Origin of the sequence: Kitasatospora sp. NPDC085464 (assembly GCF_044541955.1) — a bacterium.
In the GTDB taxonomy this organism is placed as follows: Bacteria; Actinomycetota; Actinomycetes; order Streptomycetales; family Streptomycetaceae; genus Kitasatospora.
The window spans coordinates 74,361-100,561 of the sequence record NZ_JBITTM010000021.1; the positions used below are offsets into that span (position 1 = coordinate 74,361).

Genomic DNA, 26,201 nt, shown 5'->3' on the forward strand with positions numbered 1-26,201 from the left:
GTTTCGAGCAGGGGCCGGAGCCGGGCCCGCGGGCCGCGGCGTCACGCCCCGGCGGCGCCCACGAGCTTGGCGTGCAGGGCCAGCGCCGAGGCGTCGGTCAGGGTCGCGATCTGGTCGATGACCGTGCGCAGGGCGGCCCGGTCGTCCTCGGCCTCGCGGTACATCGCGGCGAACACCGGGTCCAGGCCCTCGGGGGCGCGCCGGGTGAGGACGTCCGCCAGCTCGGCGATCACGACCCGCTGGCGGGCCCGCAGCTGGGCCTGCTCGTCGCGCTGCATGACGAAGCGGACGGCGAGCGCCTTGAGCACCGCGCACTCCAGCCGGACGTCCCGCGGCACCACCAGCTCGGCGGCGTAGCGGGTGAGCCGGCCGGGGCCGTAGCGGGCGCGGGTGGCCTGCTCGGCGGCCAGGCAGAAGCGGCCGATCAGCTGGCTGGTGAGGTCCTTCAGCCCGGCCCGGTCGCGCGCGGTGCCGTCGTACGAGCGGGGCCACCACTCCTGGGCGAGCAGCCGGTCCAGGGCGGCGGCCAGCTCCTCCGGCTCGGCGTCGGAGGCGTAGCGCCGGGCGACCTCGAAGACCTCGGTGCGCTCGCTCGGGGCGCGCAGCGCGGCCGGGTCGATGTGGCCGGCCTGGAGGCCGTCCTCGACGTCGTGGGTGGAGTAGGCCACGTCGTCGGACCAGTCCATCACGGTGGCCTCGAAGCACTTGCGCCCGGCCGGGGAGCCGGCCCGCAGCCAGCGGAAGACCGGCAGGTCGTCGGCGTAGACGCCGTACTTGGGCGAGGCCGGGTCGACGGGGTGGGCGCCCTTGGTCCACGGGTACTTGGTGGCGGCGTCGAGCGCGGCGCGGGTCAGGTTGAGGCCGACGCTGCGTCCCGGCCAGGGGGCGAGCCGGGTCGACGGCTCCTCCTTGGGGGCGAAGCGCTTGGGTTCCAGCCTGGTCAGGATGCGCAGCGACTGGGCGTTGCCCTCGAAGCCCCCGCACTGCTCGGCGGCCTGGTCGAGGGCCTCCTCGCCGGTGTGACCGAAGGGCGGGTGGCCGATGTCGTGGGCCAGGCAGCCGGCCTCCACCAGGTCCGGGTCGCAGCCCAGGGCCGCGCCCAACTCCCGCCCCACCTGGGCACATTCGAGGGAGTGGGTGAGCCTGGTCCGCGGGAAGTCGCTGCGCATCGGGGCGACCACCTGGGTGGTGCCGGCCAGCCGGCGCAGCGCCGCGGAGTGCAGCACCCGGGCGCGGTCGCGCTGGAACGCCGTCCGGCCCGGGCGCTTGTCGGGTTCGGGGACCCAGCGGGCCTCGGCGTTGTGGTCGTACGGGATCGGGTCGGAGAGGCGGTGCGCGGTGTCATCCATATGCCCCTCACGGTACGCCGCACCCCCGACACCCGGGATGTGCCGCGCACGAAGGGGCGTGGACGGGAGCGTGAACCCTTGCCCCCGCCCCTGCGCGCCAGTAGGAGGTGGTGCGATGGCGGTTCAGCCGCGGACGGCCTTCAGGACGACCCCGGCCACCGCCTCCTGCCCCTTGGCGTTGGGGTGGATCGGCGCCAGACCGCGGGCCGGGAACGGCGGCTCGATCCACCGCTCGCCCTCCCCCGCGCACATGTCGTGCCCCACCGAGGGCCCGGCCGTGTCCACGAACACCGCGCCGGCCTCCTCCGCGTGCTTCCTGAGCATCCCGTTGAGCTGCTTCTCCTTCTCCACCAGGAAGCCCAGGTCGGGGAGGGCCACCGTCCTGCCGAGCACCGGCAGGCAGCTCGACGGGTCGGCCGGCAGCAGCGTCGGGTACCCGATCACGTACACCCGGGCCTGCGGGGAGCGCCGCTTGATGTCCTGGAGGGCCCGGCCGAGCCGGTCGCCCGCCGTGTCCACCTTGCGCTGGACCTCGTCGGTGCCGTCGGCGGAGGAGTAGTGGTCACGGCACGGCGAGGCGGCGTGAGTCTGCTTGATCACGCCCTTCACCGCGTCCACCAGGTTGTCCTTGGCGCATTCGAGCACGACCTCCATGAAACCGGCGTCGTTGCCGCCGATCCCGAGGGTGACCAGCCGGGTGTCCGCATCCAGCGCGTCCAGCTGGGCCGGGTTGCGGCCGTTGCCCGTGGTCTGCGGTCCGGTCAGGTCCTCGGTGGTGGCGCCGCTGCAACTGACGTCCCGGAACTGCCCGGACGCCACACCGAGGCCCTTGGCCACCAGCGACGGGTAGTCGACCGCGGAGCGGAAACAGCCGCTCGGCTCGCCGGTCTGCGGCGGGATCTGCATGCCGGCGGTGTACGAGTCGCCGAGGGCGACGTACGGGCCGCCGGGCGGCGGGGTGGGTGTGGCGGACGGGGTCGCGCCGGCCTGCGCGCGAGCGGGCACGGCGCCCGCGAAGCCCTTCCCCCCGCTGTCCGCACCGCTGCCGCCGGTGCACCCGGCCAGCAGCAGCGCGGTCAGCCCGGCCGTCACGGCGACGGTCGGGCGTGTGGTCCTGGGCATGGCATCCCCCCCGGGGGTACGACGAGTCACGGTCGGCTCCTCATGGCAGCCCGTCCCCCGGGCACCTCAGGCTCCAACGTACGGCCGCCGGGGATGACTCCCGCCTCCGCGAAATCCTTCCAAGGGGAACCCGCGTCCCCGACGGGAACGCCATCGGGGCCGCCTGCGCGGGCCCCCTGCCCCGCTGCCGCGGTGCGCGTCTGCTGCGGTGCGCGTCGGCGTGCGGCTACTCCGCGCCGCGCTCGTGCTCGGCCAGGAACTGCTCGAAGCGCCGCCCCAGTTCGTCCGCCGACGGCAGGTCCGTCGGCTCGGCCAGCAGGCTCTCCCGGCCCTCGGCGCCGGCCACCGCGTCGTACTGGCCCTCCATGCCGCGGATCGCCGAGCGCAACTCGCCGTCCCCCTGCGTCAGCTGCTCCTCGATGTCGGCGTAGACCTCGCCGACCCGCTCGCGCAGCCGGGTGCCGGGCAGCACCAGCCCGGTGGCGGACTGCACCGCCTCCAGGACCAGTACGGCCGCCGCCGGGTAGGCCGAGCGGGCCACGTAGTGCGGGACGTGCACGGCGAAGCCCAGGACGTCGTGCCCGGCCTCCGCCAGGCGGTACTCCAGCAGCGCCTGCGCACTGCCCGGCACCTGGGCCTGCTCGAACCACTGCGGGTACCCGGGCGCGAGGTCGAGCCGGTTGCCGTGCGGCGTCAGGCCGACCGGGCGGGTGTGCGGCACGCCCATCGGGATGCCGTGGAAGTCGATCGAGAGGCGCACCTCGAAGCGCTCCACCAGCTCGCGGACGGCGCCCGCGAAGCGCTCCCACTCGACGTCCGGCTCGGGGCCGGTGAGCAGCAGGAACGGCGCGCCCGCCGCGTCGTGGACGAGCTGGAGCAGGATCTCCGGCGGGTCGTAGGACGTCCAGTGGTCGCGGTCGAAGACCATCGCCGGGCGGCGGGCCCGGTAGTCGACCAGCCGGTCGTGGTCGAAACGGGCCACCACCTGCGGCGATCCCGTCTCCAGCAGGTGGGCCACCACCTGGCCGCCGGCCTCGCCGGCGTCCATGAAGCCCTCGAAGTGCTGGAGCAGCACCAGACCGGCGCCGGTGTCGCGCAACTGCGCGGTGGCCGCGGCCACCGCGGCCACGCCCTGCTGATCCAGCTCGTACAGCGCCTGGAAGTCACGCACCGCGCACCCAACCCCGTTCTCTGCTCGTCGTCCGACCGGCTTCTCGTCCTCTCCAGCGTGCCGGGCGCCGCCGGAATTCCCGCCACGCCGGACGACTCCTCCGGGGCCGCGGCCGACCGCTCCGGACCATGATCGCACTCGGAGGAAGAATCCCTGGTCACGGGCGTGCGGGGGCCCGTTCCGGGGCGCGCCGGAGCGGCCCGCGCGGCCATTCGCGCGCCGCGAAGTGACGCACCGCCTTCTGGCGGGTATCGTCCTCTCGCTGCCTCGCATCGTCGCGTCGTCGTCACGTCGTCCGTAACGCCGTCGGCCACGTCCCGGTCCGGTGCTCGGCCAGCCACCCACGACGCATCTTGCCTTCACCTGGCCGCCTGCTTCCCTTCGCGCTCTCGTTTCCTTCTCGGCCATTTCGCGGACGCACACTGTCCCCTCGCTCTTCCCGCCGGACCGGTCCGAGGACCCGTGTCCGTTCCGGCACCCCGCGCCGCCCGTTCCGGGCCGCCGCCCCCGCCCCGCCCGACCGGATCCTCCGGCGTGCACGGCTACCCGGCGGACGGTCACGGGCCGGGGCGAAACGTCCACCGCACCCCGTGCCGCACCCCGGCCCGGGAGGCACCCTCCGACCGATGAAGGACCGAAGGTTCCGTGCCCGTACCTGTCATCCTCACCGGCCGCACCGTGCGGCTGGAGCCTCTCGCCGCGCACCACGCCGAGGCCATCGCCGAGGCCGGCGCCGAGGACCGTACGACCTACGCCTTCACCCCCGTCCCGCACGGCCTGGAAGCGGCCCGCGACTACATCGCGCGTGCCCTCGCCGACCAGGCCGCAGGACGGTCGCTGCCGTTCGCGACGGTGAACGTCGCCGACGGCCGGGTGGTGGGCTCCACCCGGTTCCTGGAACTGGACTACTGGCAGGGCCCGATGGTGTGGCCGCCGGTGCCCGGCGTGCCGTTCGGCGATCCGGCCACGGCCGTGCCGGACGCCGCCGAGATCGGCAACACCTGGCTCGCGCCGCGCGCCCAGGGCACCGGCATCAACACCGAGGCCAAGCTGCTGATGCTGCGCCACGCCTTCGAGACGTGGGGCGTGCAGCGGATCTCGCTGCGCGCGGACGCCCGCAACCAGCGCTCGCGCGCCGCGATCGAGCGGCTCGGCGCGACCTCGGAGGGCGTGCGCCGGGCCCACTCCCGCGGGCTGGACGGGGTGGTGCGGTCCACCGCGTTCTACTCGATCCTCGACGCCGAGTGGCCGGCCGTCCGGGACATCATCGAGCTGCGGATCGCCGCCGCCACCTCGCCGAGCGCCCCGGATCCGGCGATCAACCAGGAGTGCCTTAGACACGGCGGCAGCGGCGCCGGGCACCTGATGATCACGGCCTGAGCGGGTCCCGGGCGGCCGCGGACTGCAGGACGAGGGCGAGATCGGCGAGGTTCTCACCGGTCGGGCCCGGCGCGTAGCCGCCCGGGAAGGCCTCGACCAGGGCCGAGACCGGGCGCCGGCCGCCCCGGACGGCCGCGACCGTCACCTCCCACACCGGGTGGCCCCGGCGGTGGTGCACGCTGACCACGCCCTCCCGGGTGCGGACCCACCAACGCGTGCGCGGCGCGGTCCGCGGGGCGTCGGACCGGATGCGCTGCCACTGCTCGTCCGTCCAGAGCACGTCCGGGACGGGGTGCGGCTGCGGGAGCCGCAGACGAGCGCCGTCGCCGGGGTGGACGCTGCCCGGCTCCGGGAACGCCCAGGCCGGCAGCGGTTCCCGGACGGCCAGCCAGGCGCCGGGGATGCCCGCCGTGCCGGTGTGCGCGGCGACCACCCCGCCGGTGATCGCGGCCACGGTGTCCATGTCGCCGCCGGCCGCGATCGCCTCCCACACGGCGGCCGGATAGTCGGCCAACCGCCGGGCGGCGCACCACAGGGCGTACGGGACGGTGTCGGCGGCGGAGGTCCGGCTGCCGTTGCCGAGCACCTTCGCGGCGACCCGGAGGTCCGGTTCGGCGAGCAGTCCGACCGCCTCGGTCAGGCCGTCCCGGACGGCGCCGTACGGGGTGAGCGCGACCACGGCCCGCAGGAAGTCCTCGGGCGTCGTCGGCGCGGTCCGCGCCGCGGCGGCGTGGGCGGCCGCCACCGCGACCGCGATCGCGCCGTCCACGGCCTGCGGGTGCGTGTGCGTGATCACGGCCGTGTCGGCGGCGGGCCGCACCGCGGCGGCCGGTCGTCCGCGTACGCCGCCCCGAGCGGGGCGACCCGCATCGCGGCGCCGTTGCCGTACGAGCCCTGGCCGTCGAAGAGTTCGGCGGCCAGCCGCCGGGCGTCGCCGCCCTCCCGGACCAGCCGGAGCATCCGGTTGGCGGCCGGGCCGTAGCCGCGGTCGAAGTCGTGGCGGCGGGCGAAGGCGTGGGTGAGGTCGAAGGTGTCGATCGTGCCGCGCTCGGCGTGGGCGGCGTGCACCGAGCAGGCCATCTCGGTGTCGTCGGTCCACGGCCAGGGGCCGGGCGGGTCGGTACGGACGGCGAGGTGGGCGCGGGCGGTGCCGGGGACGAAGAACCGGGCTCCGAGGGCGTCACCGACGGAGAGGCCGTTGAGCGCGTCGAGCGCGGGGCCGGCGGATGGGATCGTCATATGGGCACCAGCTCAGCCGGTCGGGCGCCGCTTCGTCAACACGTTTGCCCGGCAGCCCCCGACGAGGGATGTTTCGCATACCTCCGATTCGGGCGGGCAGCACCCTGGCATGACCCGCACGAACCCGCTCCACCCGGTCGCCCTGCTCGGCGCCGACCAGCAGCACATCGCCACCCGGGCGCAGCTGCGCCGGCTCGGAGTGCCCTCCGGCACCATCGCCCACCGACTGCGGCCGGGCGGGCCCTGGCAGCAGGTGCTGCCCCGGGTGATCTGTCTGCAGAGCGGAAGGTTGACGGTCCATCAGAAGCTCCGGGCCGCCCTGGCCTACGCGACTCCGAAGGGGCGCGATCCGCAGGTCGGGGAGGTGCTGCTGACCGGCTTCGCGGTGCTGGCCGACGCCGGGCTGCCGAGCGCCGGCCACCCGGCCGACCTCGCCGCGGTCGATGTTCTGATTCCCCGTCAACGTCGTGTCTGCAACCGGGAGTTCGTCCGGATCCACCGCGCCTCCGGGGTGATGCCGGGCGGCTTCGAGCGGGACGACGGGCTGTGGGGCACCACCGTCGCGCGGGCCCTGGCGGACCTCGCGCCGGGCGAGACCGGGCAGCGCCGGTTCCGGGCACTGTGCGCCGAGGCCGTCCAGCGGCGGCACTGCGAACTCGGCGAGCTGCTCGACCAGTTGCTCACCCGGCCGGGCGCGCTCGGGCTGCCGCACGTGGCCCGGACGGTGGAGGACCTGACCTCCGGGGTGCGCTCGGTGGTCGAGGGCGAGGCCCGCGAACTGCTCGCGCACGCGGGCCTGCCCGAACCGCTGTGGAATCCGGTGCTCTTCCTGGACGGGCGCTTCCTCGCCGTCCCGGACGCCTACTGGCCGCACGCCTGCGTGGCGCTGGAGATCGACTCCCGCGCGTGGCACCTGCGCCCGGCCGACCACGAGCGCGGCCTGGCCCGCGCCAACCGGCTCACCGCCGCCGGCCTCCCGGTCGTCCGCACCACCCCGGTCCAGCTCCGCCGCGACCCGGCCCCGGTGCTCCACGAACTGACCGCCCTGGTCACCACCGGCCCCCACGGCCCCCACGGCCGCATCACCTGGCGCCGGGCCAGGTGATGCGAGGTGGCGTCGGGCGAGGTGGGACGGGGTGCCGACGGCCTTTCAGCAGCGGGGGTCGATCTCCTGGAAGGTGGCGTAGTGGTCCGCGGACCAGTACTGCTCGCCGGCGTTGCCGGTCACGACGCGGCGGGTGCCGCGGTCGTCGGAGCCCGGGGTGACGACGGTGTACTCGTGGTAGTAGCCATCGGACTTCCGGGGGAGGCGGCTCTCGCGGTTCTCGAAGACGATGCCGTCGCGGTTGTAGGGGTACGGGCCGCCCCTGGCGATCAGGCCGAGGGTGTCCTGGGCCTGGCTGGGGAGCTTGGTGCGGCAGACGTCCGCCAGTGCGGGGTCGGCGGGGACCCAGGTGCCGGACGGCGGCGACGACTTGGGGGCCGAGGGTTTGGGGGCCGCGGACCTGCCCGTCGAAGTGCCCGCGGTGGCGGCCGCCGTGGCGCTCGCGGCGGCCTTGGGGTGGCTGCCGCCGCCCTTGCCGGCGAGCAGGTAGCCGGCTCCGGCGAGGACCACCAGGATCAGGACGGCCACGACGACGAGCGGGCTCTTGCTTCTGGTCATGCGCCCCAGCTTGGCAGGCGCCGGTGCCGCGGGAGCCGCGTCACGCACGTGGCCGAGGCCACACGGACGTACGGCCGGGGGGGGGGGGGGGGGGGGGGGGGGGGCGGGGGCGGGGGGGTTGGTTGGGGGGGTGTGAGGGGGCGAGGAGCGGGGTGTTCGCGACGGGGTGGGGGGGGGGGGGGTGGTGGTGCCCGCCCCCCGGGGGGGGGGGCCCCCCCCGGGGGGGGGGGGGGGGGGCCCCCGGCGGCGGGGGCCCGCCCCCCCCCGGCCGTGTTACGTACGCCGGTTCTCCTGCGCCGAGCTCCGGTGTACGCCCTCCCGGTGGGAGGGGGAGCGGTCAGTCGTGCCCGCGCGTGAGGAGGGGATGCCTTCCCTCCCTCAGCGCGAGTCGCTGCCCGCCGACTCGATGGCGGCGCGGCCTGCCTCCAGGCGCGCCACCGGGATCCGGAAGGGGGAGCAGGAGACGTAGTCCAGCCCCACCTCGTGGAAGAAGTGGACCGAGTCCGGGTCGCCGCCGTGCTCGCCGCAGACGCCGAGCTTGAGGTCGGGGCGGGTGGCCCGGCCGGCCTCGACGGCGTGCTTGACCAGCGAGCCGACGCCGTCGCGGTCGATGGTCTCGAACGGGGAGACCCCGAAGATGCCCTTCTCCAGGTAGGCGGTGAAGAACGAGGCCTCCACGTCGTCCCGGGAGAAGCCCCAGACCGTCTGGGTCAGGTCGTTGGTGCCGAAGGAGAAGAACTCGGCGGCCTCGGCGATCTGTCCGGCGGTCACCGCGGCGCGCGGCAGCTCGATCATGGTGCCGAGCTTGATGTCCAGCTGGACGCCGGTGGACTGGGAGACCTCGGCGAGCACGCGCTCGCACTCGTCGCGGACCAGCTCCAGCTCCTGGACGGTGCCGACCAGCGGGATCATCACCTCGGGGCGCGGGTCCCCGCCGGCCAGCTTGCGCTCGGCGGCGGCCTCGGCGATGGCGCGGACCTGCATGCCGAACAGGCCGGGGATGACCAGGCCGAGGCGGACGCCGCGCAGGCCGAGCATCGGGTTCTGCTCGTGCAGCTTGTGCACCGCCTGGAGCAGGCGCAGGTCGTTCTCGTTCGGGTCCTTGCGGGCCTCGGCGAGGGCGACGCGCACCGACAGCTCGGTGATGTCGGGCAGGAACTCGTGCAGCGGCGGGTCGAGCAGGCGGACGGTGACCGGCAGGCCGTCCATCGCCTGGAAGAGCTCCAGGAAGTCGCCCTTCTGCATCGGCAGCAGGGTGGAGAGGGCCAGTTCCCGGTCCTTGTCGTTGTCCGCGAGGATCAGGTGCTCGACCTCCTTGCGGCGCTCCTCGCCGAGGAACATGTGCTCGGTGCGGCACAGGCCGATGCCCTGGGCACCGTAGCGGCGGGCGCGCCCGCCGTCCTCGGCGTTGTCGGCGTTGGCGCGCACGGCGAGCCGGCGGCGGCCGTCGGCGTGCGACATCAGGCGGTGCACGGCCTGGACCAGCCCGCCCTGGACGTCGGCACCGGCGTGCAGGGTGCCCTCGAAGTACTCGACCACGGGGGACGGCAGGACCGGTACCTCGTCGAGGTAGACCTTGCCGGTGGCGCCGTCGATGGAGACGACGTCGCCCTCGTGGATCACCAGGCCGTCGGCGGTGGTGAACTTGCGGGCCTTGGTGTCGACCTCCAGCTCCTCGGCGCCGCAGACACAGGTCTTGCCCATGCCGCGGGCGACGACGGCGGCGTGCGAGGTCTTGCCGCCGCGCGAGGTGAGGATGCCCTCGGCGGCGATCATGCCGTCCAGGTCGTCCGGGTTGGTCTCGCGGCGGACCAGGATGACCTTCTCGCCGGAGCGGGACCACTTGACGGCGGTGTAGGAGTCGAAGACGACCTTGCCGATCGCGGCGCCCGGCGAGGCGGCGAGCCCCCAGGCGATCTGCTTGGACTCACCGGTCGGGGCGAAGCGCGGGAACATCAGCTGGGCCAGCTGGCCGCCGGTGACCCGCATCAGGGCCTCGTCCAGGTCGATCAGGCCCTGGTCGACCAGCTGGACGGCGATCCGGAAGGCGGCCGCGGCGGTGCGCTTGCCGACGCGGGTCTGCAGCATCCAGAGCTTGCCGCGCTCGATGGTGAACTCGATGTCGCAGAGGTCGCGGTAGTGGTTTTCGAGCTTCTGCATGATCGCCATCAGCTCGTCGTACGACTTCTTGTCGAGCTTCTCCAGCTCGGCCAGCGGCAGGGTGTTGCGGATGCCGGCGACGACGTCCTCGCCCTGGGCGTTGGACAGGTAGTCGCCGTAGACGCCCTGGGTGCCGGTGGAGGGGTCGCGGGTGAAGGCGACGCCGGTGCCGGAGTCCTCGCCGAGGTTGCCGAAGACCATGGTGCAGACGTTGACCGCGGTGCCGAGGTCGTTCGGGATGCGCTCCTGGCGGCGGTACAGCCGGGCGCGGTCGCCGTTCCAGGAGTGGAAGACCGCGTGGATGGCGAGGTCCATCTGCTCGCGCGGGTCCTGCGGGAAGGCCCGGCCGGTCTCGCGCTGGACGATGCCCTTGAACACCTCGACCAGTTCCCGGAGGTCGGAAGCGTCCAGGTCCAGGTCGTTGACGGTGCCCTTGGCGTGCTTGGCCGCGTCCAGGGCCTCCTCGAACAGCTCGCCGTCGACGCCCAGCACGGTCTTGCCGAACATCTGGACCAGGCGGCGGTAGGAGTCCCAGGCGAAGCGCTCGTTGCCGGACTGGGCGACGAGGCCGGTCACCGAGGCGTCGGAGAGGCCGATGTTCAGGACGGTGTCCATCATGCCGGGCATGGAGAACTTCGCGCCCGAGCGCACCGAGACCAGGAGGGGGTTGTCGGCCTGGCCGAGCTTCTTGCCCATCTCGGCTTCGAGGGCGTCCAGGTGGGCGCTGATCTCCTCGTGCAGGGAGGTGGGCTCGCTGCCGGTCTCCAGGAAGACCTTGCAGGCCTCGGTGGTGATGGTGAATCCCGGGGGGACGGGGAGGCCCAGGTTGGTCATCTCGGCCAGGTTCGCGCCCTTGCCGCCAAGAAGATCCTTGAGGTCCTTGTTTCCTTCGGTGAAGGAGTAAACAAACTTCTGCTGGGACGGCACGGGTCGGTCTCCTCGTACGCGGTTGCCCTGACGCCGGAGAACATACCCATTTCGAAGGCACTTCTCTGCCCTGAATAGGCCACCCGAGGCCGGTACCGAGGGGTAACCCGCTAGATCGAATGTACATAAAGGCGTTCACCTCTGTTGGTGAAATCGTCCGCCTGACGCTAGCCAGCGTTCAACTCTTGAACGCTACGAAACCCGAAGATCACACGATCCGGACGCTGGGTAGCGGCCGTGGGTCCGTCGCGTTGCCCCGGCTTGATTTCCTGCACCCGGATCGCCCGATCTCCGGTCGACCGGCTTCGGGAAGCGATTCACGGCCGACCTGTCCATTTCGTCCACTGACCCGGCATCAGTCCCTGCGGCGTGTGGCAAGCGTCACCAGCGTGTCTCACCGGTCGAACGTAGAACGCCTCCGTCGATCGTCGCACAGCGTCCAGAAACGTGCCCGTTCCGTGACATCGGGACGCCGAAAAGGAGCCCTCCTGTCCAGAATGGACAAGAGGGCTGGGACCTAGTGGCAATCGGGCCGGAGGGGCCGAATTCGCCAGTCCGTACAGATCATCCGCCGGACGTGTCCGATTCGGCGTCCGCACCCGGCCGGGCGCAGTCGTACGGATCGTCCAACCACCCCTCCGGCAGGACCACCCGGTTGTTGCCGCTGGTGCGCCCGCGCGGGCCGTCCGCACCGGTCGGCCATCCCTGGGACTGCTCCACCTCGGACAGCGTTTCGGCCAGTTCGGCCAACGAGGACGAGTTGGCCAGCCGCACCCGCAGCTCGGAGCCGACCGAGAAGCCCTTGGTGTACCAGGCGACGTGCTTGCGGAAGTCGATCACGCCGCGCGCCTCGTCCCCGATCCACTCGCCGAGCAGCTGCGCGTGGCGCACCATCGCCCGCGCCACGTAGCCGAAGTCGGGGCGTGCGTAGTCGACGTCGCCCTCGAAGATCGACACCAGGTCCTTGAACAGCCACGGACGGCCCAGGCAGCCGCGGCCCACCACGACGCCGTCGCAGCCGGTCTCGCGCATCATCCGCAGCGCGTCGTCCGCCGACCAGATGTCCCCGTTGCCCAGCACCGGAACGTGCGCCGGGACCGACTCGCGCAGCCGGGCGATCGCCGACCAGTCGGCCGTCCCGCCGTAGTGCTGGGCGGCGGTGCGCCCGTGCAGGGCGATCGCGGACACGCCCTCCTCGGCGCCGATCCGGCCGGCGTCCAGATAGGTGAGGTGGTCGTCGTCGATGCCCTTGCGCATCTTCATGGTCACCGGCAGGTCGCCCGCGTTGGCCACGGCCTCGCGCAGGATCTCGCGCAGCAGGTTGCGCTTGTACGGCAGCGCGGAGCCGCCGCCCTTGCGGGTCACCTTGGGGACGGGGCAGCCGAAGTTGAGGTCGATGTGGTCGGCCAGGCCCTCGTCCGCGATCATCCGGGCGGCCTTGCCGACCGTCACCGGGTCCACCCCGTACAGCTGGATCGAGCGCGGCTTCTCGCTCGCGTCGAACTTGATCAGCTGCATGGTCTTGGCGTTGCGCTCGACCAGCGCCCGGGTGGTGATCATCTCCGAGACGTACAGGCCCTTGCCGCCGCTCTGCTCGCGGCACAGGGTGCGGAACGGCGCGTTGGTGATGCCGGCCATCGGCGCCAGCACGACGGGCGGCCACACCCGGATCGGGCCGATGTCGAGCGGCGCGAACTCGGCGTCGGGCGCGGTGGGTGCGGGCGTGGCTGTCATGCGCGGCTGACCTCGGGTAAGGGGACGGGACTCTTCATTGTCCCCCACCCGGGTGAGCGGCCCCGCGCCGCGACCGCGACGGCCGGCCCGCCGCGGCGTCCCGCTACGACGGGTTGATGCTGATCGACCCGGAGGTGACCGTCGCATGGATGCGGTTCGGGCTGTCGGAGTCCGCCAGCTCCGGGGCGATCCGGCCGTTGCCGGAGCCGACGTCGCTGGAGAAGGCGTAGCGGCTGCCCCTCGGCAGGGTCATCGTCAGCGAGCCCGAGGTGGCCGTGGTCGTCACCTGCTCCGGGGCCCGGTCGAACTTCAGCTCCGTCGAGCCCGAGGTGGTCCGGACGTCCACCCGCCGCGCCTGCAGGTTCCTGCCCTGGATCAGCCCGGAGGTGGCGCGTGCGGTCACGTCCCCGGAGGTGTCGACCAGCAGCAGCTCGCCGGAGGTGAGGCTCACGTCCACGTTCCCGCTCAGGCCCTCCACCTGGACCGAGCCGGAGCTCACCGACCCGGACACCTCGGTCGAGGCCGGCACGTCCACCTCGATCTCGGCGCTGCATCCCAAGTCCGCGACCGGCAGCACCTGCCGGCAGCGCACCCCGACGGTGACGAGGTCGTCCGTGAAGACGGTCGACACCACCGGCTTGCGCAGCATCCACTCCAGCCGCTGGTGCACCACCACGTGGTCCACCCGGCCGGCCCGCACCTTCACCGAGGCGTTGCCGGTCTCCAGCTTCAGGCGGTGCACCGGCCGGTCGTACGACCGTGAGCCGGTCGACCGCTGCTGCGCCACCACCGACCAGGTCTGCAGGCCGGCGCCGATCACGACCAGGACCGTCGCGAGCGTCCCGGTGACCCGCCAGGCCTTCGCCGTGCCCGCCGTCACCCGACCTCCAGGAATCGCAGCACGGCCATCACCCGGCGGTGGCTGTCCTCCGCCGGCGGCAGGTCGAGCTTGGTGAGGATCGAGTTGATGTGCTTGGCCACCGCACTGTCGCTGACCACCAGCGAGGCGGCGATCGCGGCGTTGGAACGGCCCTCCGCCATCAGGGCGAGCACGTCCCGCTCGCGCGGGGTGAGCTTCTCCAGCGGGTCCCGGTGGCGGCGCACCAGCAGCTGGGCGACCACCTCCGGATCCAGCGCGGTGCCGCCCTCGGCGACCCGCTGCAGCGCTTCCACGAAGTCGTCCACGTTGGCCACCCGCTGCTTGAGCAGGTAGCCGACGCCACTGGTGTTGGTCGACAGCAGATCGGCGGCGTAGCGCTCCTCCACGAACTGGGAGAGCAGCAGGACCGCGGTGTCCGGCCACTGCCGGCGGATCACCATCGCCGCCTTCACGCCCTCGTCGTGGAAGCCCGGGGGCATCCGGACGTCGGCGACCACCACCTTCGGGCGGTGCTCCTCCACGGCGGCCAGCAGTTCGGTGGCGTCCCCGACGGCGGCCGCCACCTCGAAGCCCACCGCCTCCAGGACCTTGACCAGGCCGACCCTCAGCAGGACCGAGTCCTCGGCGATCACAGCGCGCACGGCAACTCCACGGTGATGGTGGTGGGGCCCCCGAGGGGGCTGAGAACGGACAGCGTCCCGTCGACCGAGGCGGCGCGCTTGCGCAGACCGGTGAGCCCGGTGCCGCGCGCGGCGTCCGCGCCGCCCACGCCGTCGTCGCTGATGACCAGGCGCAGCCGGCCCCCGGCCGCCCGCACCGAGAGGTCGACCCGGCCGGCCCGGGCGTGCTTGGCCACGTTGGTCAGCGCCTCGGACACGGTGAAGTACGCGACCGCCTCGACGGTCGGCGCGATCGGCTCGGACAGGTCGACGTCCAGGCGCACCGGCAGCGGGGCGCGGGCCGCGATGCCGGACAGCGCCGCGTCCAGACCGCGGTCCTCCAGGACCGCCGGGTGCAGGCCGCGGACCAGGTCGCGCAGCTCGTCGATGGCCGCCTGCGCCTCCTCGTGCGCGTCGACGATCACCTGCATGACCTCGGGCGGGACGTCCTTGAGGGTGCGCCGGGCCAGGCCCAGGTTCATCGCCAGGGAGGTGAGGCGCTGCTGGGCGCCGTCGTGCAGGTCCCGCTCGATCCGGCGGCGCTCGGCGTCCACCGCGTCGACCAGCCCGGCCCGGCTCTCGGCGATCTCCTCGACCCGCCGCTCCAACGCCTCCGCCCGGTCGGGACCGAGCAGCCACTTCGCCGCCCACGCCTCCAGCCGGGCGATCGACGCCATCGGCCAGTGCGCCCCGAGCAGCAGCACCACACCGATCAGGGTGAGCCAGACGTCCTGACCCGCCAGGTCGGAGCGCAGCGCGGTGCCGGGAGGCATCAGCCAGATCCAGCCGTACAGGGTGGCCAGCACCAGGCCTGCGCCCCAGGCGTACAGCACCGCCAGCGCGGCCGCCGCCAGCAGCGGGCCGACCAGCAGGTGGTGGAGGGTCTGACGCCAGGTCATCCCCAGCAGCAGCATCCGGCGCCCGGACAGCGGCCGCGGCCGCGGGATCTCCACCCCGTACAGCGCGCGCAGCCGGCCGCGATGGAGGGCGGTCAGCGGGCGGGTGAGGAGCAGGAGGACGGCGAGCAGCGGGAAGAGCAGCTTGGAATCGGTGACGGCCAGCCAGATCGGCAGGGCCTGCGGTATTCCGGCGGCCGTGAAGCGGACGTCCCGTCGGACCTCGGGCGACCACGGTGCGCGCCGGAGGCTCCTGACGAGCGCTCGGCGCAACGTGGTGGAGGGCATGCCGGACAGCGTAGGGCCCGATGATCACCGGTCACCATGAAGGGGGGTACCCGACAGGGGGTGTAGCTGGCTACACCCCCGATTCGGGGTGGAGCACCACCGACAGGAAGACGCCCCGACGGAACACTTGAGGACATGACGAGCACCGCATCGCACTCCGCCACTCCGCCGCACGGGCGGCGCCTCCCCGGGCGCCACGGCGTTCCCGGGGGCGTGCTCCTCCCGGCGTCGGAGCCGGAGGGGACGCTGTCGGCATGGAGCGGGCCCTGGTCGGTCCGCAGCACCGGGTCCGGCCGCGGCCGGGCCGCCCTGGAGTTCTACCAGCACGGCGAGTTGGCCGACGTCCTGGTCGCCGCCCGGCTCACCCCGCAGCTGCTGCGCGGGGCGCGGCGCAGCCCGTCCGGCGGACGGGCCTGGCACGTGATCGCCTGGGGCCGGCTGGCCGCCGACGGCACGGCGCCCTCGGTGGTCTTCGCCGGGCGGCGGGCGTTCCGGTCGGTGAGCTCCGCCGTCGCGGCCCAGGTGGTCACGGTCGCCGGGCGGTTCTGGCTCGCCTGGGCAGAGGGGCCGTTCGACGCGGTGCTGGTCGATCACCCGACGGGCGGGCCGGCCGAGCGGCTGCCGTTGGAGCGGGTCCCGGCGCGCCGGATCGGGGGTGCGGCATGAGCACCGCCGCCCTCTCCGGCCGGGCCGCCTGCTCGCTCCCCGCCTTCGTCCTGCCCGAGCGCTTCGCCCGGGTGCCCGCCATGGCGGCGGTCGCGCTGCTGCCCTGGCTGGCGATCCTCGCCGTCTGCCACGAGACCCCGTGGGTCGTGCTCGACCTGGTGGAGTTCTCCGCCCTGCTCACGCTGGACGCGCTGCTGCGCCGGCACAACCCCGCCGCGCTGTGGGCGGCCGCCACGGTGGCGCTGCTGCTCGCCGCGGACGCGATGGCCGACATCGCCTGCGCCGGGCCGGGGCACGCGGTGCTCGCGGCGCTGGCCATGGCGGGCGGCATCGAGCTGCCGCTCGCGGTGGTGTGCCTGCTGCTCGGGCGCCAGGCGGCCGCCCGCGGCTGAGCCCGACGGGCCTGCGGGCCGGCGCGCTGGCGGGCCGGCGGGCGTCCGGGTCGTCAGAGCGCGGTGGGCAGTCGGTCCATCAGCGCGCGGGTCCCGTCGTCCAGCGGGGTGTAGGTGATCATCCGGCTGCCGTGCCGGGGACCGAGCCAGAAGTTGGTGTACTCGCAGCTCAGCAGACCGACTCCGGGCACCTGGAAGCGCTTGACGCCGTTGCTCGGCCGCATCACGTCGTGCCGCTGCCAGAGCTCCGCGAAGTCGGGCGAGGCCTTGAGCACCCGCGCCAGCAGCGCCTTCCACGCCGGCTCCGAACTGTGGTCGGCCATCGCCGAACGGAACCGGGCCACCATGCCGAGGCGTTCGGTGCGGTAGTCGACCAGCACGTCGCGGAACCGCGAGGGTGTGAACGCCATCCACAGCATGTTCCGGTCCTCGGGCGGCAGGGCGGAGAGGTCGCCGACGATCCCGGTGTACTGCGCGTTGTACGCCAGCACGTCATAACGGGAGTTGACCACCAGGGCCGGGTACGGCGCCATCTGCTCCAGCACCAGCCGCACGGTCGGCGTCACCGAGGGGCACTCCTGCACCGGCGCCGGGTCGTCCGCACCGGCCAGGGTGAACAGGTGCGCGCGCTCGCTCGGGTCCAGCAGCAGCGCCCGGGCCACCGCGTCCAGCACCTGGGTGGACACCTGGATGTCCCGCCCCTGCTCCAGCCACGTGTACCAGGTCACCCCGACCGCGGCGAGCTGCGCGACCTCCTCGCGCCGCAGCCCCGGCGTACGGCGGCGCCCGGTCATCGGCAGGCCCACCTGCTCGGGCGCGATCCGCTCTCGGCGGCTGCGCAGGAAGGCGGCCAGTTCGTGCCGGCGCGCGTCGCCGGGCGCGGCCGAGGCAGCGGGCGCGGCGGGCGCGGCGGAACCGACCGGGGTGGCAAGGGCGTTCGCGGCGGCCGGGGCTTGCGCGGTGCGGGTCGTCAGGCTCATGCTCCCCAGCATGCGCCACCCGTCAGCCTGTTGCCAGGTACTTCTCATACCCGGATAACCACACTCTGGTACCAGGGTATCGAGCGGCGGATCGTATGACCCGTGACCCAACAACTCGCCGTCGCCCCCGCCCCGCGCCGCACCGCCACCACCCCCGGCACCGCGGCCCCCGGCACCGCCGCTCCCGCCCCCGGCACTCCCACCCTCGGTGCGCCCACGCTCGGCACCGCCGGACTGGTCACCGTCCTGCTCGGGGCCTTCCTGCCGATGCTCGACTTCTTCATCGTCAACGTCGCCCTGCCCACCATCGACAAGGACCTGAACGCCGGGCCCGCCGTCCTCGAACTCGTCGCCGCCGGCTACGGCATCGCGTTCGCCGTCCTGCTCGTCCTCGGCGGGCGACTCGGCGACATCTTCGGCCGCCGCCGACTCTTCGTCGCCGGTGCCGCCGCCTTCGCCCTCACCTCCCTGGCCTGCGGCCTGGCCCCCGACGCGTGGTCCCTGGTCGCCGCCCGGGCCGCCCAGGGCGCCTCGGCCGCACTGCTGATCCCCCAGGTGCTCGGCACCATCACCGCCGCCACCGACGGCGCCCGGCGCGGCCGCGCCCTCAGCGTGTACGGCGCGGTCGGCGGGATCTCGGTGGTCATCGGGCAGGTGCTCGGCGGAATGCTGGTCGCCGCCGACCTCTTCGGCACCGGCTGGCGCTCGGTGTTCCTGCTCAACGTGCCGTTCGCACTGCTCGCCGTGGTCCTCGCGGTCCGCTACGTCCCGGAGAGCAAGGCCACCCGGGCCGCCCGGGTCGACGTGCCCGGCACCGTCCTGCTCACCGCCACCCTGCTCTCCCTGCTCGTCCCGCTGATGGAGGGCCGGGCCGCCGGCTGGCCGCTCTGGTCCCTGGTGCTGCTCGGGCTGTTCCCCGTCCTGGCCGTCGCCTTCGCCCTGGTCGAGCGCCGCGCCGAGCAGCGCGGCGACACCCCGCTGGTGCCGCCGACCCTGCTGCGCATCCCGGAGATGCGGCGCGGCCTCGGCATCGCGCTCCCCTACTTCGCGGGCTTCGGCGGCTTCATGTTCGTCATCGCGGTCGCCCTCCAGCAGGGCCTGAAGCTCGGCCCGGTCGCAGCGGGCTGGGCGCTCGTCCCGATGGCCGTCGGCTACTTCAGCGCCTCGCTCGCCGGCCCGCGCCTGATCGGCCGCTGGGGCAGCCGGGTGCTCAGCGCCGGCGCCGTCGTCCAGGCCGTCGGCCTCGCCGCCCTCGCCGTGACCGTCCTCGCCGACTGGGCACACTTCTCCCCGCTGCGGATGGCGCCCGGCGTCGCCCTTGCCGGCATCGGTCAGGGCCTGATCGGCACCCCGCTGTTCCGGGTCGTCCTCTCGAAGGTGCCCGCCGCCCGGGCCGGCGTCGGCAGCGGCGTCCTCGCCACCAGCCAGCAGTCCAGCCTCGCCCTCGGCGTCGCCACCCTCGGCACCCTGTACCTGTCGCTCTCCCCCAGCCTCGGCATGGGCCGCACGCTCGCCCTGTGCCTGGGCATCCAGCTCCTCGGCTCCTTCACCATCCTCTACCTGACCACCCGGCTCCCCCGCTCCATCGGCTGACCCGCCGGGCCTCCGGGCCCCGGGCGGCGGGCGGCGGCGGACGGCCCCGCGATCGCACATCGATCGCGGGGCCGTCGGCGTTCCGGCTCCGCCGGTCCGGTCGTCCGGCACTCGTTCGCGTGAAATCGACGCACATTCCTCGTGATCGCCGCACGATCAGCCCTACCGTGAGTCGTATGACAGCCAGAGTCCCGATCCGGCAGCTTCAGCAGCACGCCAGCGAGTTGATCGACCGCGTCGTGGCGGGCGAACGTGTCGAAATCACCCGCAACGGTCGGCTGATCGCCGTCCTCGCACCGCCGGACCCGGAACAGCGGGTGCTGGAGGATCTTGTTCGCGACGGCACCATCGACCCGGAGAACGCCGCCACCGCGCGCGGCCTCGCCGACTGGACGATCCCCGAGATCGGCGCCCGGCTCGGCTCGGCCGCCGACGCCCTGCACGCCATGCGGGAGGAGGAGGACCGTTGATCTACCTCGACTCCTGCGCGATCCTCAAGCTCCTGGTCCCCGAGGACGAATCCGCCGCGCTGCGCACGTTTCTCTCCTCACGCGGATCCGAGGGCCATGCCACCAGCGCACTGGCCCAGGTGGAGGTGCCGCGCGCGCTGATCCGGATCGGCGCACCGCCTGAGCTGCTGGACGCTTCGGCGGATCTGCTCGACCGGCTGCTCCGCATCCGGCTCTCCGATCCCGTCCTTCGGGCCGCGTCCCGGTTCGCCGCCCCGCACCTCCGCACGCTCGACGCCGTTCACCTCGCCACCGCCGAGCACCTGGAGCACGCGCTCACCGCCTTCGTCACGTACGACAAGCGCTTGGCCGAGGCCGCCGAGGGGCGGGACCTGCCGGTGATCGCCCCCGGTCGGCCCGTCGGCGGGCCCCGGTAGTCGGCCCGTCGGGCACCCGGGGGGCAGGCGGGTGCCCGCCGACACCCCGAACGGGCGACGAGATCGGGGCTACCGGCCCGTTCCCAGGGCGGCGACGAAGCGGTCCAGGCGGGCGGTGACGTGCCGCAGGATGTCGATCGAGCCCACTGCGTCGTCCGGCAGTTCGAGGCCGTGGCCCGCGCCGGGCACCTCCAGGACCTCGTGTCCGCTCGATTCGGCGATCCGGCGGTCCCACACCCGGTCGGCGCCGCCGCCGACCAGGAGGGTCGGGGCCTCGGTGCGGTGGAGGGCCCGGGCGACCGGCTCGAAGGTCAGGACGGGGGTCAGCCAGGCCGCCGCCAGGCCGCGGTCGGCCGCGAGGCCGCAGGCGAAGGAGGCCAGGGACTTGCCGACGAGCAGGCGGCAGGCGCCACCCTCGGCGTCGACGGCCCGGGCGACCTCCCGCTCGACCCAGGCGATCCGCTCCTGCGGCCCGAACCCGCCGAAGTCGTCCGGGACTTCCCACCACACTTCCTGGACCGTCCAGCCCTGCTGCTGGAGCACCGAACCGGCGAAGTGGAGCAGCGGCCTGGCCGGCGTGTACCCGACGCCCGGGAGGACGAGGGCGACGCGGTCGGGGGCGCCCTCGAAACGGGTGGGGATGGCAAGCGGGGAGGGAGTCGGCATGGGCGAAGGCTACGTGCCGACTCGATGATGCGGTGTCAATCACGAACCGATGCCGAGGACTTCGCCCGCCTCCGATCGGGCGGGCAGGCGCCACCGGGCGCACCCAAAATAGTAGCCATGGACATAGTAGCCATGTACTGTGCCTGTCGTGAGTTCACCAACCGAGGGCGCGACAGCGGGTTTCCTGGTCTGGCGCCTGTCGACGAAGTGGCGGGTGGCCGTCGACCGGGCGGTCGCACCGCTGGGCCTGACCCACGCCCAGTACGCGGTGATGGCGTCGCTGTACGGCATGTCGCGCTCCGGGCTGCGCCCCAGCCAACGCCGGCTCGCCGACCACACGGGACTGGAGGCGCTGTACGTCTCCAAGCTCGCCCGCGCCCTGGAGGCCAACGGGCTCGTCGCCCGCACCCGGGACCCGGACGACCCGCGCGCCGTACAGCTGTCGCTCACCGAGCAGGGACGCGACGTCACCCGGCGCGCGATCACGGTGGTCCAGGGCCTCCTGGACCGGCTGCTGGAGCCGCTCGGCGGCCAGGACAGCCCGCGCGCCCGGCAGTTCACGAGCGAACTGGCCGCCCTGCTCGACGCACCTCTTGATCCGCCCACCGAGAACGACGAGGAGCAACCATGACCACCGCCACCACCGCACAGGCCGCCCCCACCGCAGTCGACGGCCGGGTCATAGCCCTGGCGCACTACGCCGCGCGCGCCCTCCTGGAGGGCGTGCTGGACCGGCACGGCGCCACCTTCCACCACAGCGTGACGCTCCGGGTCGTCGCCGCCGCGGGCGGCTCCATCGCCCGGGACGCGCTGGTCCGCGACGTCACCGGCTCACTGAAGGCCGACGAGTCGGTCGTGGACGGCGTGGTCGAGGAGCTGACGGCCGCGCACCTGCTGGAGGCGGAGGATGCGGAAGAGGCGGAGGACGAGGCGGCAGCGGGAACGTCCCGGCTCCGGCTCACCGACGCCGGCCGCGCGCTGTACGAGCGCACCACCACCGAGACCGCCGGGATCACCGCTCGTCTCTACGCCGACATCCCGGCCGAGGACCTCGCCGTCGCGGGCCGCGTGCTGGCCCTGGTCACACAGCGCGCGAACGCGGAACTGGCCGCGGCCCGGGACGCCTGAGCCCCGCCCCACCCCTCCCCTGGCTGGGCCGAACCCTCCGCACCGATGATCCGATCGACGTTCCCAAACACGTTGGAATCCTTCGTATGCAGGGGGAGGATGGCCTCATGATCTTCGTCCTGGTGTTCCTGCTCGCGCTCGTCGCCGCCATCGTCGGCATCACCCTGCACCTGGTGCTCCGGGAGCGGGCGAGGCGGCTCCACTCGGACAGCGCGGAGGGGATGCTGATCGAACAGCAGCGGACGGTCCAGGCCGCGCGGATGCGGATGGCGTACACGAGTGCGTCCCTCCACCACGGCACCGGCCTGGTGACCGACGAGGTCTACCGCCACCACTCCTGAGGCGCCACCGGGGCCGCACCCGGGGCCGGACCGGCCGGCTCAGCGGCACAGGGCCGTGTCCACGACGCCCTCCAGCCGCCGGGTCACCTCGTAGTCGGCCGGAACTGTCGTCACCGCGATGGTGACGGCACGGCCGTCCTCGGTGACGCCGCCCCGGGTCTCGTACCCGGGGATGTCGCCGCCGTGGCCCCAGTAGACCCCGCCGCAGGACAGCGGCCGACGGAAGATCCCCAGGCCGGAGGCCATGCCGGTGGTCCCGACCGGGACGGTGGTGCGCATCTGGGCGAGCTGGGCCGGCGGGAGGAGGTGTCCGGCGAGCAGCTCGGAGAAGAACCGGTTGAGGTCGGAGTCGGTGGAGATCATCTGCCCGGCCGCCCAGCCCGCCGAGGGGTCCAGCTCCGTGAAGTCCCGCAGCGAGCCGGCGGTGTCCTTGCGGTAGCCCTTGGGGTGGGGCTCCCGGATCGTCCGGTCGCCCACGGCGGGGAAGTAGGTGTGCCGCAGTCCGAGCGGCCGGACGACGCGCCGGTCGATCTCCTCGGCGAGCGGCCGACCGGTGACCCGCTGGACGATCAGGCCGGCCAGCACGTAACCGGTGCTGCTGTAGCCGAACCTCTCCCCGGGGGCGAACTGCTGCTTCTGCCGGAGGGCGACGTCCAGGAGATCGCGCGGCTCGAAGTACCGGTCCCGAAGGGAGGCTTCGTCGATCAGCCCCTCGTAGTCCGGCAACCCGCTGGTGTGCTGCAGGAGTTGGCGTACGGTGATGCGCCGCCCGTCGATGCCGTCACCGCGGACCAGACCGGGGAGGTAGGTGTCGACCGGGGCGTCGAGGTCGACCTTCCCCTCCCCTACCAGCTGCAGCACCACCACGGCGGTGAAGGTCTTGGTGTTGCTGCCGATCCGCACCTGCCCGTCGACCGGCACCCGCGCCCCGGTGGCCAGGTCCGCCACCCCTGCCGTGTAGTGGCGGACACCGCCGTCCCGGCCCCGCACGGTCGCGAGGGCGGCGGGCACGCCGTCCGTGCGCACCAGCGCGTCCAGCCCCTGCTGCACGAGGTTCGGTCGCACGAGGTCCGGCCGCGCGGGGTCCGGCCGGCCGGTGCCGGAGGCGGCGGGTGCCGCCAGGACGCCTAGGGCGACCGCGGTCGCGGCCGAGAGGGACAGTGCCATGTGGCGGATCCGCTGGCGCACGGCTCAACTCCTGTGGAATCGCGGGATCGTGGAATCGCGGCCGGGAGGGGGCGAGCACCTCCCCGGCCACGACCGCCAGTCTGGCCGCACGGTTCGCGGACGACCTCCCCCGATCGAGGGACGGCAGGCCTCAGGGCCGGGCGGGCCCGCGCAGCGGCAGCGTCCGGCTGTAGACGACGCTCGTGGTCGTACTGCCGAAGCCGGCCAACTCGTCGACCAGGGTCTCCAGGTGCTCCATGGAGGTGGCCGCGACCTTCAGGGTGTAGCAGTCGTCGCCGGTGGTGCGCAGGCACTCCAGGATCTCGCGCCGCTCGGCGAGCAGGCGGCGCAGCGGCTCGTGCCGGTTGCCCGGGTACTTCAGCCGGACGACGGCGAGGACGGGGTAGCCGACCTTCGCGAGGTCCACCGTCGCGTGGTAGCCGCTGATGACGCCCTGCGACTCCAGGTTCCGGACGCGTTCGGTGGTGGCGGACGCGCTGAGGCTCACCCGCCGCCCCAGCTCGCTGAGGGAGATGCGGGCCTCGCGCTGCAGCTGCTCGATGATCGCCCAGTCGGTGTCGTCCAGATTCACGGCCATACGGCGAATCTACCGGGAGAACCACGGGAAACCACGTCGTACGGCGGGAGGATCGGGTTCCGGACGCCATGATCACGGGGATAGCCTCGAAGCATGCAACTTGGCGTCAACGTACCGAACTTCGGCCCGGGGACCGATCCCGGCGTGCTGCGCGCATGAGCCCGGACCGTGGAGGCGCTCGGCTTCGACCTCCTCATGGTGTCGGACCACGTGGCGGTGACCCCGGACGTGGCCGAGCGGTACCCGGAGCCGTTCCACGAGCCGTTCACCACGCTGTCCTGGCTCGCCGGGATCACCACCGGCCTGCGACTGGGCACGACCGTGCTCGTCCTGCCCTACCGCAACCCCCTGCTGGTGACCCGGATGGCCGGCACCCTCGACCGGCTCAGCGGCGGCCGGTTCGTCCTCGGCGTGGGGGTCGGCTGGGCCCGGCAGGAGTTCGACGCGCTCGGCGTGCCGTTCGGCGCGCGCGGCCGGCTGACCGACGAGTACCTGGGCACGCTGCGGGAGGCCTGGACGGAGCAGGGCCTGTCCGTGCCGGTCTGGGTCGGCGGCCACAGCGGGGCGGCGCTGCGCCGCGCGGTTCGGTTCGGTGACGCCTGGCACCCGCTGCGGCTGCCGCTCGCCCGGATGCGGTCGGTGCTGGCCGAGCGCCCGATGCCCGGCTTCGCGCCCCGCATCGCCCTGCGGTTGACCGACACCCCCGTCGACGACCCCGAGAGGCCGGCCGGCGTCGGCACCGTCGAGCAAGTCCTCGACGACCTGCGGCAGTTGCGCGACCTCGGCGCTCAGAGCGTCGTGTTCGACCCCTACCACGGCGATCCGGAGGAGACGCGCCGACCGCAGTCGGCGTGGCAGGCTCTCAGTACCGTCGCCACCCACTGGAAGGCAGCCCGTTCGTGATGACCGAAGCCGACGAGACCCTCCTGCGTCGCGCCGTCGCCGTCGCCGCCCGGGCGATCGACCTGGGCGACGCCCCGTACGGCTCCCTGCTGGCCGGACCGGACGGCGGGATCCTCGCCGAGGCCCACAACACCGTACGGCGCGACGACGACATCACGGCCCACCCGGAGCTGAAGCTCGCCCGCTGGGCGGCCCGCGAACTCGCCCCGGACACGGCCGCGCGCACCACGATGTACACCAGCTGCCAGCCGTGCGGGATGTGCCGCGGCGCCATCGTCCGGTCGGGCATCGGCCGGGTCGTGTACGCGCTGTCGACCGACCAACTCGTCGCGCTCAACCCGCAGTCGGGCGCCTGGCCGACGGTGCCCGAGGACGGCCCGGCGCTGTACGAGGAGGCCCGCGCCCCGATCGAGGCGTACTACCGGCCGTAGCGCCGGGAAATGCAGTCGGTCCGACCGCGTCACCGGTCCGACAATCACCGGATGACCGATGACCAGAGCGAGTTCCACCGGCGGCGCGCGGCCCGCACGTCCTGCAAGCGGTTCCTCTCCGGCGACCGCCTCCCCACCATCCGCGAGCGCCTCACCCGACTCGCGGCGAACTGCTGACGGCCGACGGCTGACGGCTGACGGCTGACGGGCGAGAGCACCTGTCGGCGGCCGCCCGGAGGGACCCAAACGGTTCGCGACCACCACCCCCTTTGTGTCAGACTGACGATATGAGCGAGATGCACGTGGGGGACCCCGCCGCCGTCCGCAGCCGCGAGCAGCTCGCGGCGCTGATGGCCGACGGGGTGCACCCGAAGTGGGTGATGTTCTGGGGCCACACGGCCCGCAAGGGCGGCGGCACCCGGCAGGAGTGCCTGAGCCAGTGGTGGCCCGGGGAGTTCACCGTAGACGGGGTGACGTACGCGTCCGCCGAGCACTGGATGATGGCCGGCAAGGCCCGGATGTTCGGGGACGAGGCCATCGAGCAGCAGGTGCTGGCCGCCCGCACGCCGGCCGAGGCGAAGAAGCTGGGGCGGCTGGTCGAGGGCTTCGACGACCGGACCTGGGCCGACGGGCGGTTCGAGCTGGTCGTCGCGGGCAACGTGGCGAAGTTCGGGCAGGACGAGGCGCTGCGCGAGTACCTGCTGGGCACCGGCCGCCGGGTGCTGGTCGAGGCCAGCCCGGTGGACCGGATCTGGGGCATCGGGCTCGCGGCCGACGACATCCGGGCCCAGCAGCCCGCCGAGTGGCGCGGGCTGAACCTGCTGGGCTTCGCGCTGATGGAGGCGCGGGCGCGGCTGGCCGCATGAGCACGGTCGCTCCGCTACTGGACGGGACGGTGGTGGCTTCGGCCGCCGCCGCCCTGGTCGTGGCGCCGCGGGTGCTCCGCGCCGGGCCACGGCCGCCGCCCTCACCGCGACCATCG

Annotated in this window: 27 protein-coding genes and 1 pseudogene; 14 read left to right on the forward strand and 14 right to left on the reverse strand. The window is 73.6% G+C overall.

The annotated features are described in order from the left end of the window. Positions 1-41: 41 nt before the first annotated feature. The 3 genes from ACIGG8_RS20120 to ACIGG8_RS20130 all read right to left on the reverse strand — a co-directional run bounded on the left by ACIGG8_RS20120 (position 42) and on the right by ACIGG8_RS20130 (position 3,642). Positions 42-1,349 (reverse strand): deoxyguanosinetriphosphate triphosphohydrolase, encoded by a 1,308-nt coding sequence (locus tag ACIGG8_RS20120; protein WP_396549530.1) that lies wholly within the window; start codon positions 1,347-1,349, stop codon positions 42-44. A gap of 123 nt (positions 1,350-1,472) precedes the next feature. Further along, positions 1,473-2,471, reverse strand: a complete 999-nt coding sequence (locus ACIGG8_RS20125) for an SGNH/GDSL hydrolase family protein (RefSeq protein ID WP_350523947.1) — start codon at positions 2,469-2,471, stop codon at positions 1,473-1,475. 226 nt (positions 2,472-2,697) lie between these two features. Then, on the reverse strand, positions 2,698-3,642 hold the full coding sequence (locus ACIGG8_RS20130) for a PAC2 family protein (RefSeq protein ID WP_350523946.1): 945 nt from the start codon (positions 3,640-3,642) through the stop codon (positions 2,698-2,700). 645 nt (positions 3,643-4,287) lie between these two features. Here ACIGG8_RS20130 and ACIGG8_RS20135 point away from each other — a divergent pair. Continuing rightward, on the forward strand, positions 4,288-5,022 hold the full coding sequence (locus tag ACIGG8_RS20135; RefSeq protein ID WP_396549532.1) for a GNAT family N-acetyltransferase: 735 nt from the start codon (positions 4,288-4,290) through the stop codon (positions 5,020-5,022). Here the strand turns inward: ACIGG8_RS20135 and ACIGG8_RS20140 are convergent. Continuing rightward, positions 5,012-6,261 (reverse strand): annotated as a pseudogene (locus ACIGG8_RS20140) (ADP-ribosylglycohydrolase family protein). The gene ACIGG8_RS20135 and the pseudogene ACIGG8_RS20140 sit on opposite strands and share 11 nt — an antisense overlap. A gap of 109 nt (positions 6,262-6,370) precedes the next feature. Between ACIGG8_RS20140 and ACIGG8_RS20145 the strand changes: the two are divergent. Continuing rightward, positions 6,371-7,366: a hypothetical protein gene (locus ACIGG8_RS20145; RefSeq protein WP_396549534.1), complete on the forward strand. Its 996-nt coding sequence runs from the start codon at positions 6,371-6,373 to the stop codon at positions 7,364-7,366. 45 nt (positions 7,367-7,411) lie between these two features. Here ACIGG8_RS20145 and ACIGG8_RS20150 read toward each other — a convergent pair whose 3' ends face one another. The 6 genes from ACIGG8_RS20150 to ACIGG8_RS20175 all read right to left on the reverse strand — a co-directional run bounded on the left by ACIGG8_RS20150 (position 7,412) and on the right by ACIGG8_RS20175 (position 15,468). Further along, a complete protein-coding gene (locus ACIGG8_RS20150) occupies positions 7,412-7,924 on the reverse strand; it encodes a ribonuclease (protein WP_396549535.1) in 513 nt (170 codons plus the stop codon). 378 nt (positions 7,925-8,302) lie between these two features. Continuing rightward, positions 8,303-11,011, reverse strand: coding sequence for a pyruvate, phosphate dikinase (gene ppdK / locus ACIGG8_RS20155; RefSeq protein ID WP_396549537.1), 2,709 nt, complete (start codon positions 11,009-11,011; stop codon positions 8,303-8,305). A 564-nt stretch (positions 11,012-11,575) separates the two neighbouring features. Continuing rightward, entirely contained in the window at positions 11,576-12,745 is a 1,170-nt protein-coding gene (gene dusB / locus ACIGG8_RS20160; RefSeq protein ID WP_396549539.1) for a tRNA dihydrouridine synthase DusB, read from the reverse strand. Positions 12,746-12,848: 103 nt separating this feature from the next. Continuing rightward, positions 12,849-13,625 (reverse strand): DUF4097 family beta strand repeat-containing protein, encoded by a 777-nt coding sequence (locus ACIGG8_RS20165; protein ID WP_350523937.1) that lies wholly within the window; start codon positions 13,623-13,625, stop codon positions 12,849-12,851. Further along, the gene (locus ACIGG8_RS20170) at positions 13,622-14,266 is read right to left on the reverse strand and encodes a response regulator transcription factor (protein WP_350523936.1); all 645 of its coding nucleotides are present in this window, start codon (positions 14,264-14,266) and stop codon (positions 13,622-13,624) included. The genes ACIGG8_RS20165 and ACIGG8_RS20170 overlap by 4 nt, the downstream gene beginning before the upstream one ends. After that, positions 14,254-15,468, reverse strand: coding sequence for a histidine kinase (locus ACIGG8_RS20175; protein WP_396549541.1), 1,215 nt, complete (start codon positions 15,466-15,468; stop codon positions 14,254-14,256). The genes ACIGG8_RS20170 and ACIGG8_RS20175 overlap by 13 nt, the downstream gene beginning before the upstream one ends. A gap of 135 nt (positions 15,469-15,603) precedes the next feature. Here ACIGG8_RS20175 and ACIGG8_RS20180 point away from each other — a divergent pair, with 135 nt between their 5' ends. Both ACIGG8_RS20180 and ACIGG8_RS20185 read left to right on the forward strand, forming a co-directional pair. Further along, positions 15,604-16,134: a hypothetical protein gene (locus ACIGG8_RS20180; RefSeq protein ID WP_396549543.1), complete on the forward strand. Its 531-nt coding sequence runs from the start codon at positions 15,604-15,606 to the stop codon at positions 16,132-16,134. Continuing rightward, a complete protein-coding gene (locus ACIGG8_RS20185) occupies positions 16,131-16,526 on the forward strand; it encodes a hypothetical protein (RefSeq protein ID WP_396549545.1) in 396 nt (131 codons plus the stop codon). The genes ACIGG8_RS20180 and ACIGG8_RS20185 overlap by 4 nt, the downstream gene beginning before the upstream one ends. A 53-nt stretch (positions 16,527-16,579) precedes the next feature. Here ACIGG8_RS20185 and ACIGG8_RS20190 read toward each other — a convergent pair whose 3' ends face one another. Beyond that, positions 16,580-17,506 carry a helix-turn-helix transcriptional regulator gene (locus ACIGG8_RS20190; protein WP_396549547.1) on the reverse strand — a complete coding sequence of 309 codons (927 nt, stop codon included), beginning with the start codon at positions 17,504-17,506 and terminating at the stop codon, positions 16,580-16,582. Positions 17,507-17,608: 102 nt separating this feature from the next. Between ACIGG8_RS20190 and ACIGG8_RS20195 the strand changes: the two genes are divergently transcribed. The 3 genes from ACIGG8_RS20195 to ACIGG8_RS20205 all read left to right on the forward strand — a co-directional run bounded on the left by ACIGG8_RS20195 (position 17,609) and on the right by ACIGG8_RS20205 (position 19,985). After that, entirely contained in the window at positions 17,609-19,099 is a 1,491-nt protein-coding gene (locus ACIGG8_RS20195; RefSeq protein WP_396549549.1) for an MFS transporter, read from the forward strand. Between the two features lie 176 nt (positions 19,100-19,275). Continuing rightward, on the forward strand, positions 19,276-19,569 hold the full coding sequence (locus tag ACIGG8_RS20200; RefSeq protein ID WP_396549551.1) for a type II toxin-antitoxin system Phd/YefM family antitoxin: 294 nt from the start codon (positions 19,276-19,278) through the stop codon (positions 19,567-19,569). Continuing rightward, on the forward strand, positions 19,566-19,985 hold the full coding sequence (locus ACIGG8_RS20205) for a type II toxin-antitoxin system VapC family toxin (protein ID WP_396549553.1): 420 nt from the start codon (positions 19,566-19,568) through the stop codon (positions 19,983-19,985). The genes ACIGG8_RS20200 and ACIGG8_RS20205 overlap by 4 nt, the downstream gene beginning before the upstream one ends. A 69-nt stretch (positions 19,986-20,054) precedes the next feature. Here the strand turns inward: ACIGG8_RS20205 and ACIGG8_RS20210 are convergent, their stop codons facing one another. Continuing rightward, positions 20,055-20,651 carry an alpha/beta hydrolase gene (locus ACIGG8_RS20210; protein ID WP_396549555.1) on the reverse strand — a complete coding sequence of 199 codons (597 nt, stop codon included), beginning with the start codon at positions 20,649-20,651 and terminating at the stop codon, positions 20,055-20,057. Positions 20,652-20,799: 148 nt separating this feature from the next. Here ACIGG8_RS20210 and ACIGG8_RS20215 point away from each other — a divergent pair, with 148 nt between their 5' ends. From ACIGG8_RS20215 to ACIGG8_RS20225, 3 genes are all read left to right on the forward strand, one after another. After that, positions 20,800-21,282, forward strand: a complete 483-nt coding sequence (locus ACIGG8_RS20215; RefSeq protein ID WP_396549556.1) for a MarR family winged helix-turn-helix transcriptional regulator — start codon at positions 20,800-20,802, stop codon at positions 21,280-21,282. After that, positions 21,279-21,779 carry a MarR family transcriptional regulator gene (locus ACIGG8_RS20220; protein WP_396549558.1) on the forward strand — a complete coding sequence of 167 codons (501 nt, stop codon included), beginning with the start codon at positions 21,279-21,281 and terminating at the stop codon, positions 21,777-21,779. Before ACIGG8_RS20215 ends, ACIGG8_RS20220 begins: the two co-directional genes overlap by 4 nt. Positions 21,780-21,886: 107 nt before the next feature. Continuing rightward, the gene (locus ACIGG8_RS20225) at positions 21,887-22,120 is read left to right on the forward strand and encodes a hypothetical protein (protein ID WP_396549560.1); all 234 of its coding nucleotides are present in this window, start codon (positions 21,887-21,889) and stop codon (positions 22,118-22,120) included. A gap of 39 nt (positions 22,121-22,159) precedes the next feature. Here ACIGG8_RS20225 and ACIGG8_RS20230 read toward each other — a convergent pair whose 3' ends face one another. Both ACIGG8_RS20230 and ACIGG8_RS20235 read right to left on the reverse strand, forming a co-directional pair. Then, complete coding sequence (locus tag ACIGG8_RS20230) at positions 22,160-23,287, reverse strand: serine hydrolase domain-containing protein (RefSeq protein WP_396549610.1); 1,128 nt, start codon at positions 23,285-23,287, stop codon at positions 22,160-22,162. A gap of 151 nt (positions 23,288-23,438) precedes the next feature. After that, entirely contained in the window at positions 23,439-23,885 is a 447-nt protein-coding gene (locus ACIGG8_RS20235) for an Lrp/AsnC family transcriptional regulator (protein ID WP_350523926.1), read from the reverse strand. 168 nt (positions 23,886-24,053) lie between these two features. Here ACIGG8_RS20235 and ACIGG8_RS20240 point away from each other — a divergent pair, with 168 nt between their 5' ends. From ACIGG8_RS20240 to ACIGG8_RS20255, 4 genes are all read left to right on the forward strand, one after another. Then, complete coding sequence (locus ACIGG8_RS20240) at positions 24,054-24,788, forward strand: LLM class flavin-dependent oxidoreductase (RefSeq protein WP_396549561.1); 735 nt, start codon at positions 24,054-24,056, stop codon at positions 24,786-24,788. Beyond that, entirely contained in the window at positions 24,785-25,219 is a 435-nt protein-coding gene (locus ACIGG8_RS20245; RefSeq protein ID WP_396549563.1) for a nucleoside deaminase, read from the forward strand. Before ACIGG8_RS20240 ends, ACIGG8_RS20245 begins: the two co-directional genes overlap by 4 nt. A 51-nt stretch (positions 25,220-25,270) precedes the next feature. Continuing rightward, entirely contained in the window at positions 25,271-25,396 is a 126-nt protein-coding gene (locus tag ACIGG8_RS20250; RefSeq protein WP_396549564.1) for a hypothetical protein, read from the forward strand. 110 nt (positions 25,397-25,506) lie between these two features. After that, a complete protein-coding gene (locus ACIGG8_RS20255; RefSeq protein WP_396549566.1) occupies positions 25,507-26,085 on the forward strand; it encodes an NADAR family protein in 579 nt (192 codons plus the stop codon). The last annotated feature ends 116 nt before the right edge of the window (positions 26,086-26,201 follow it).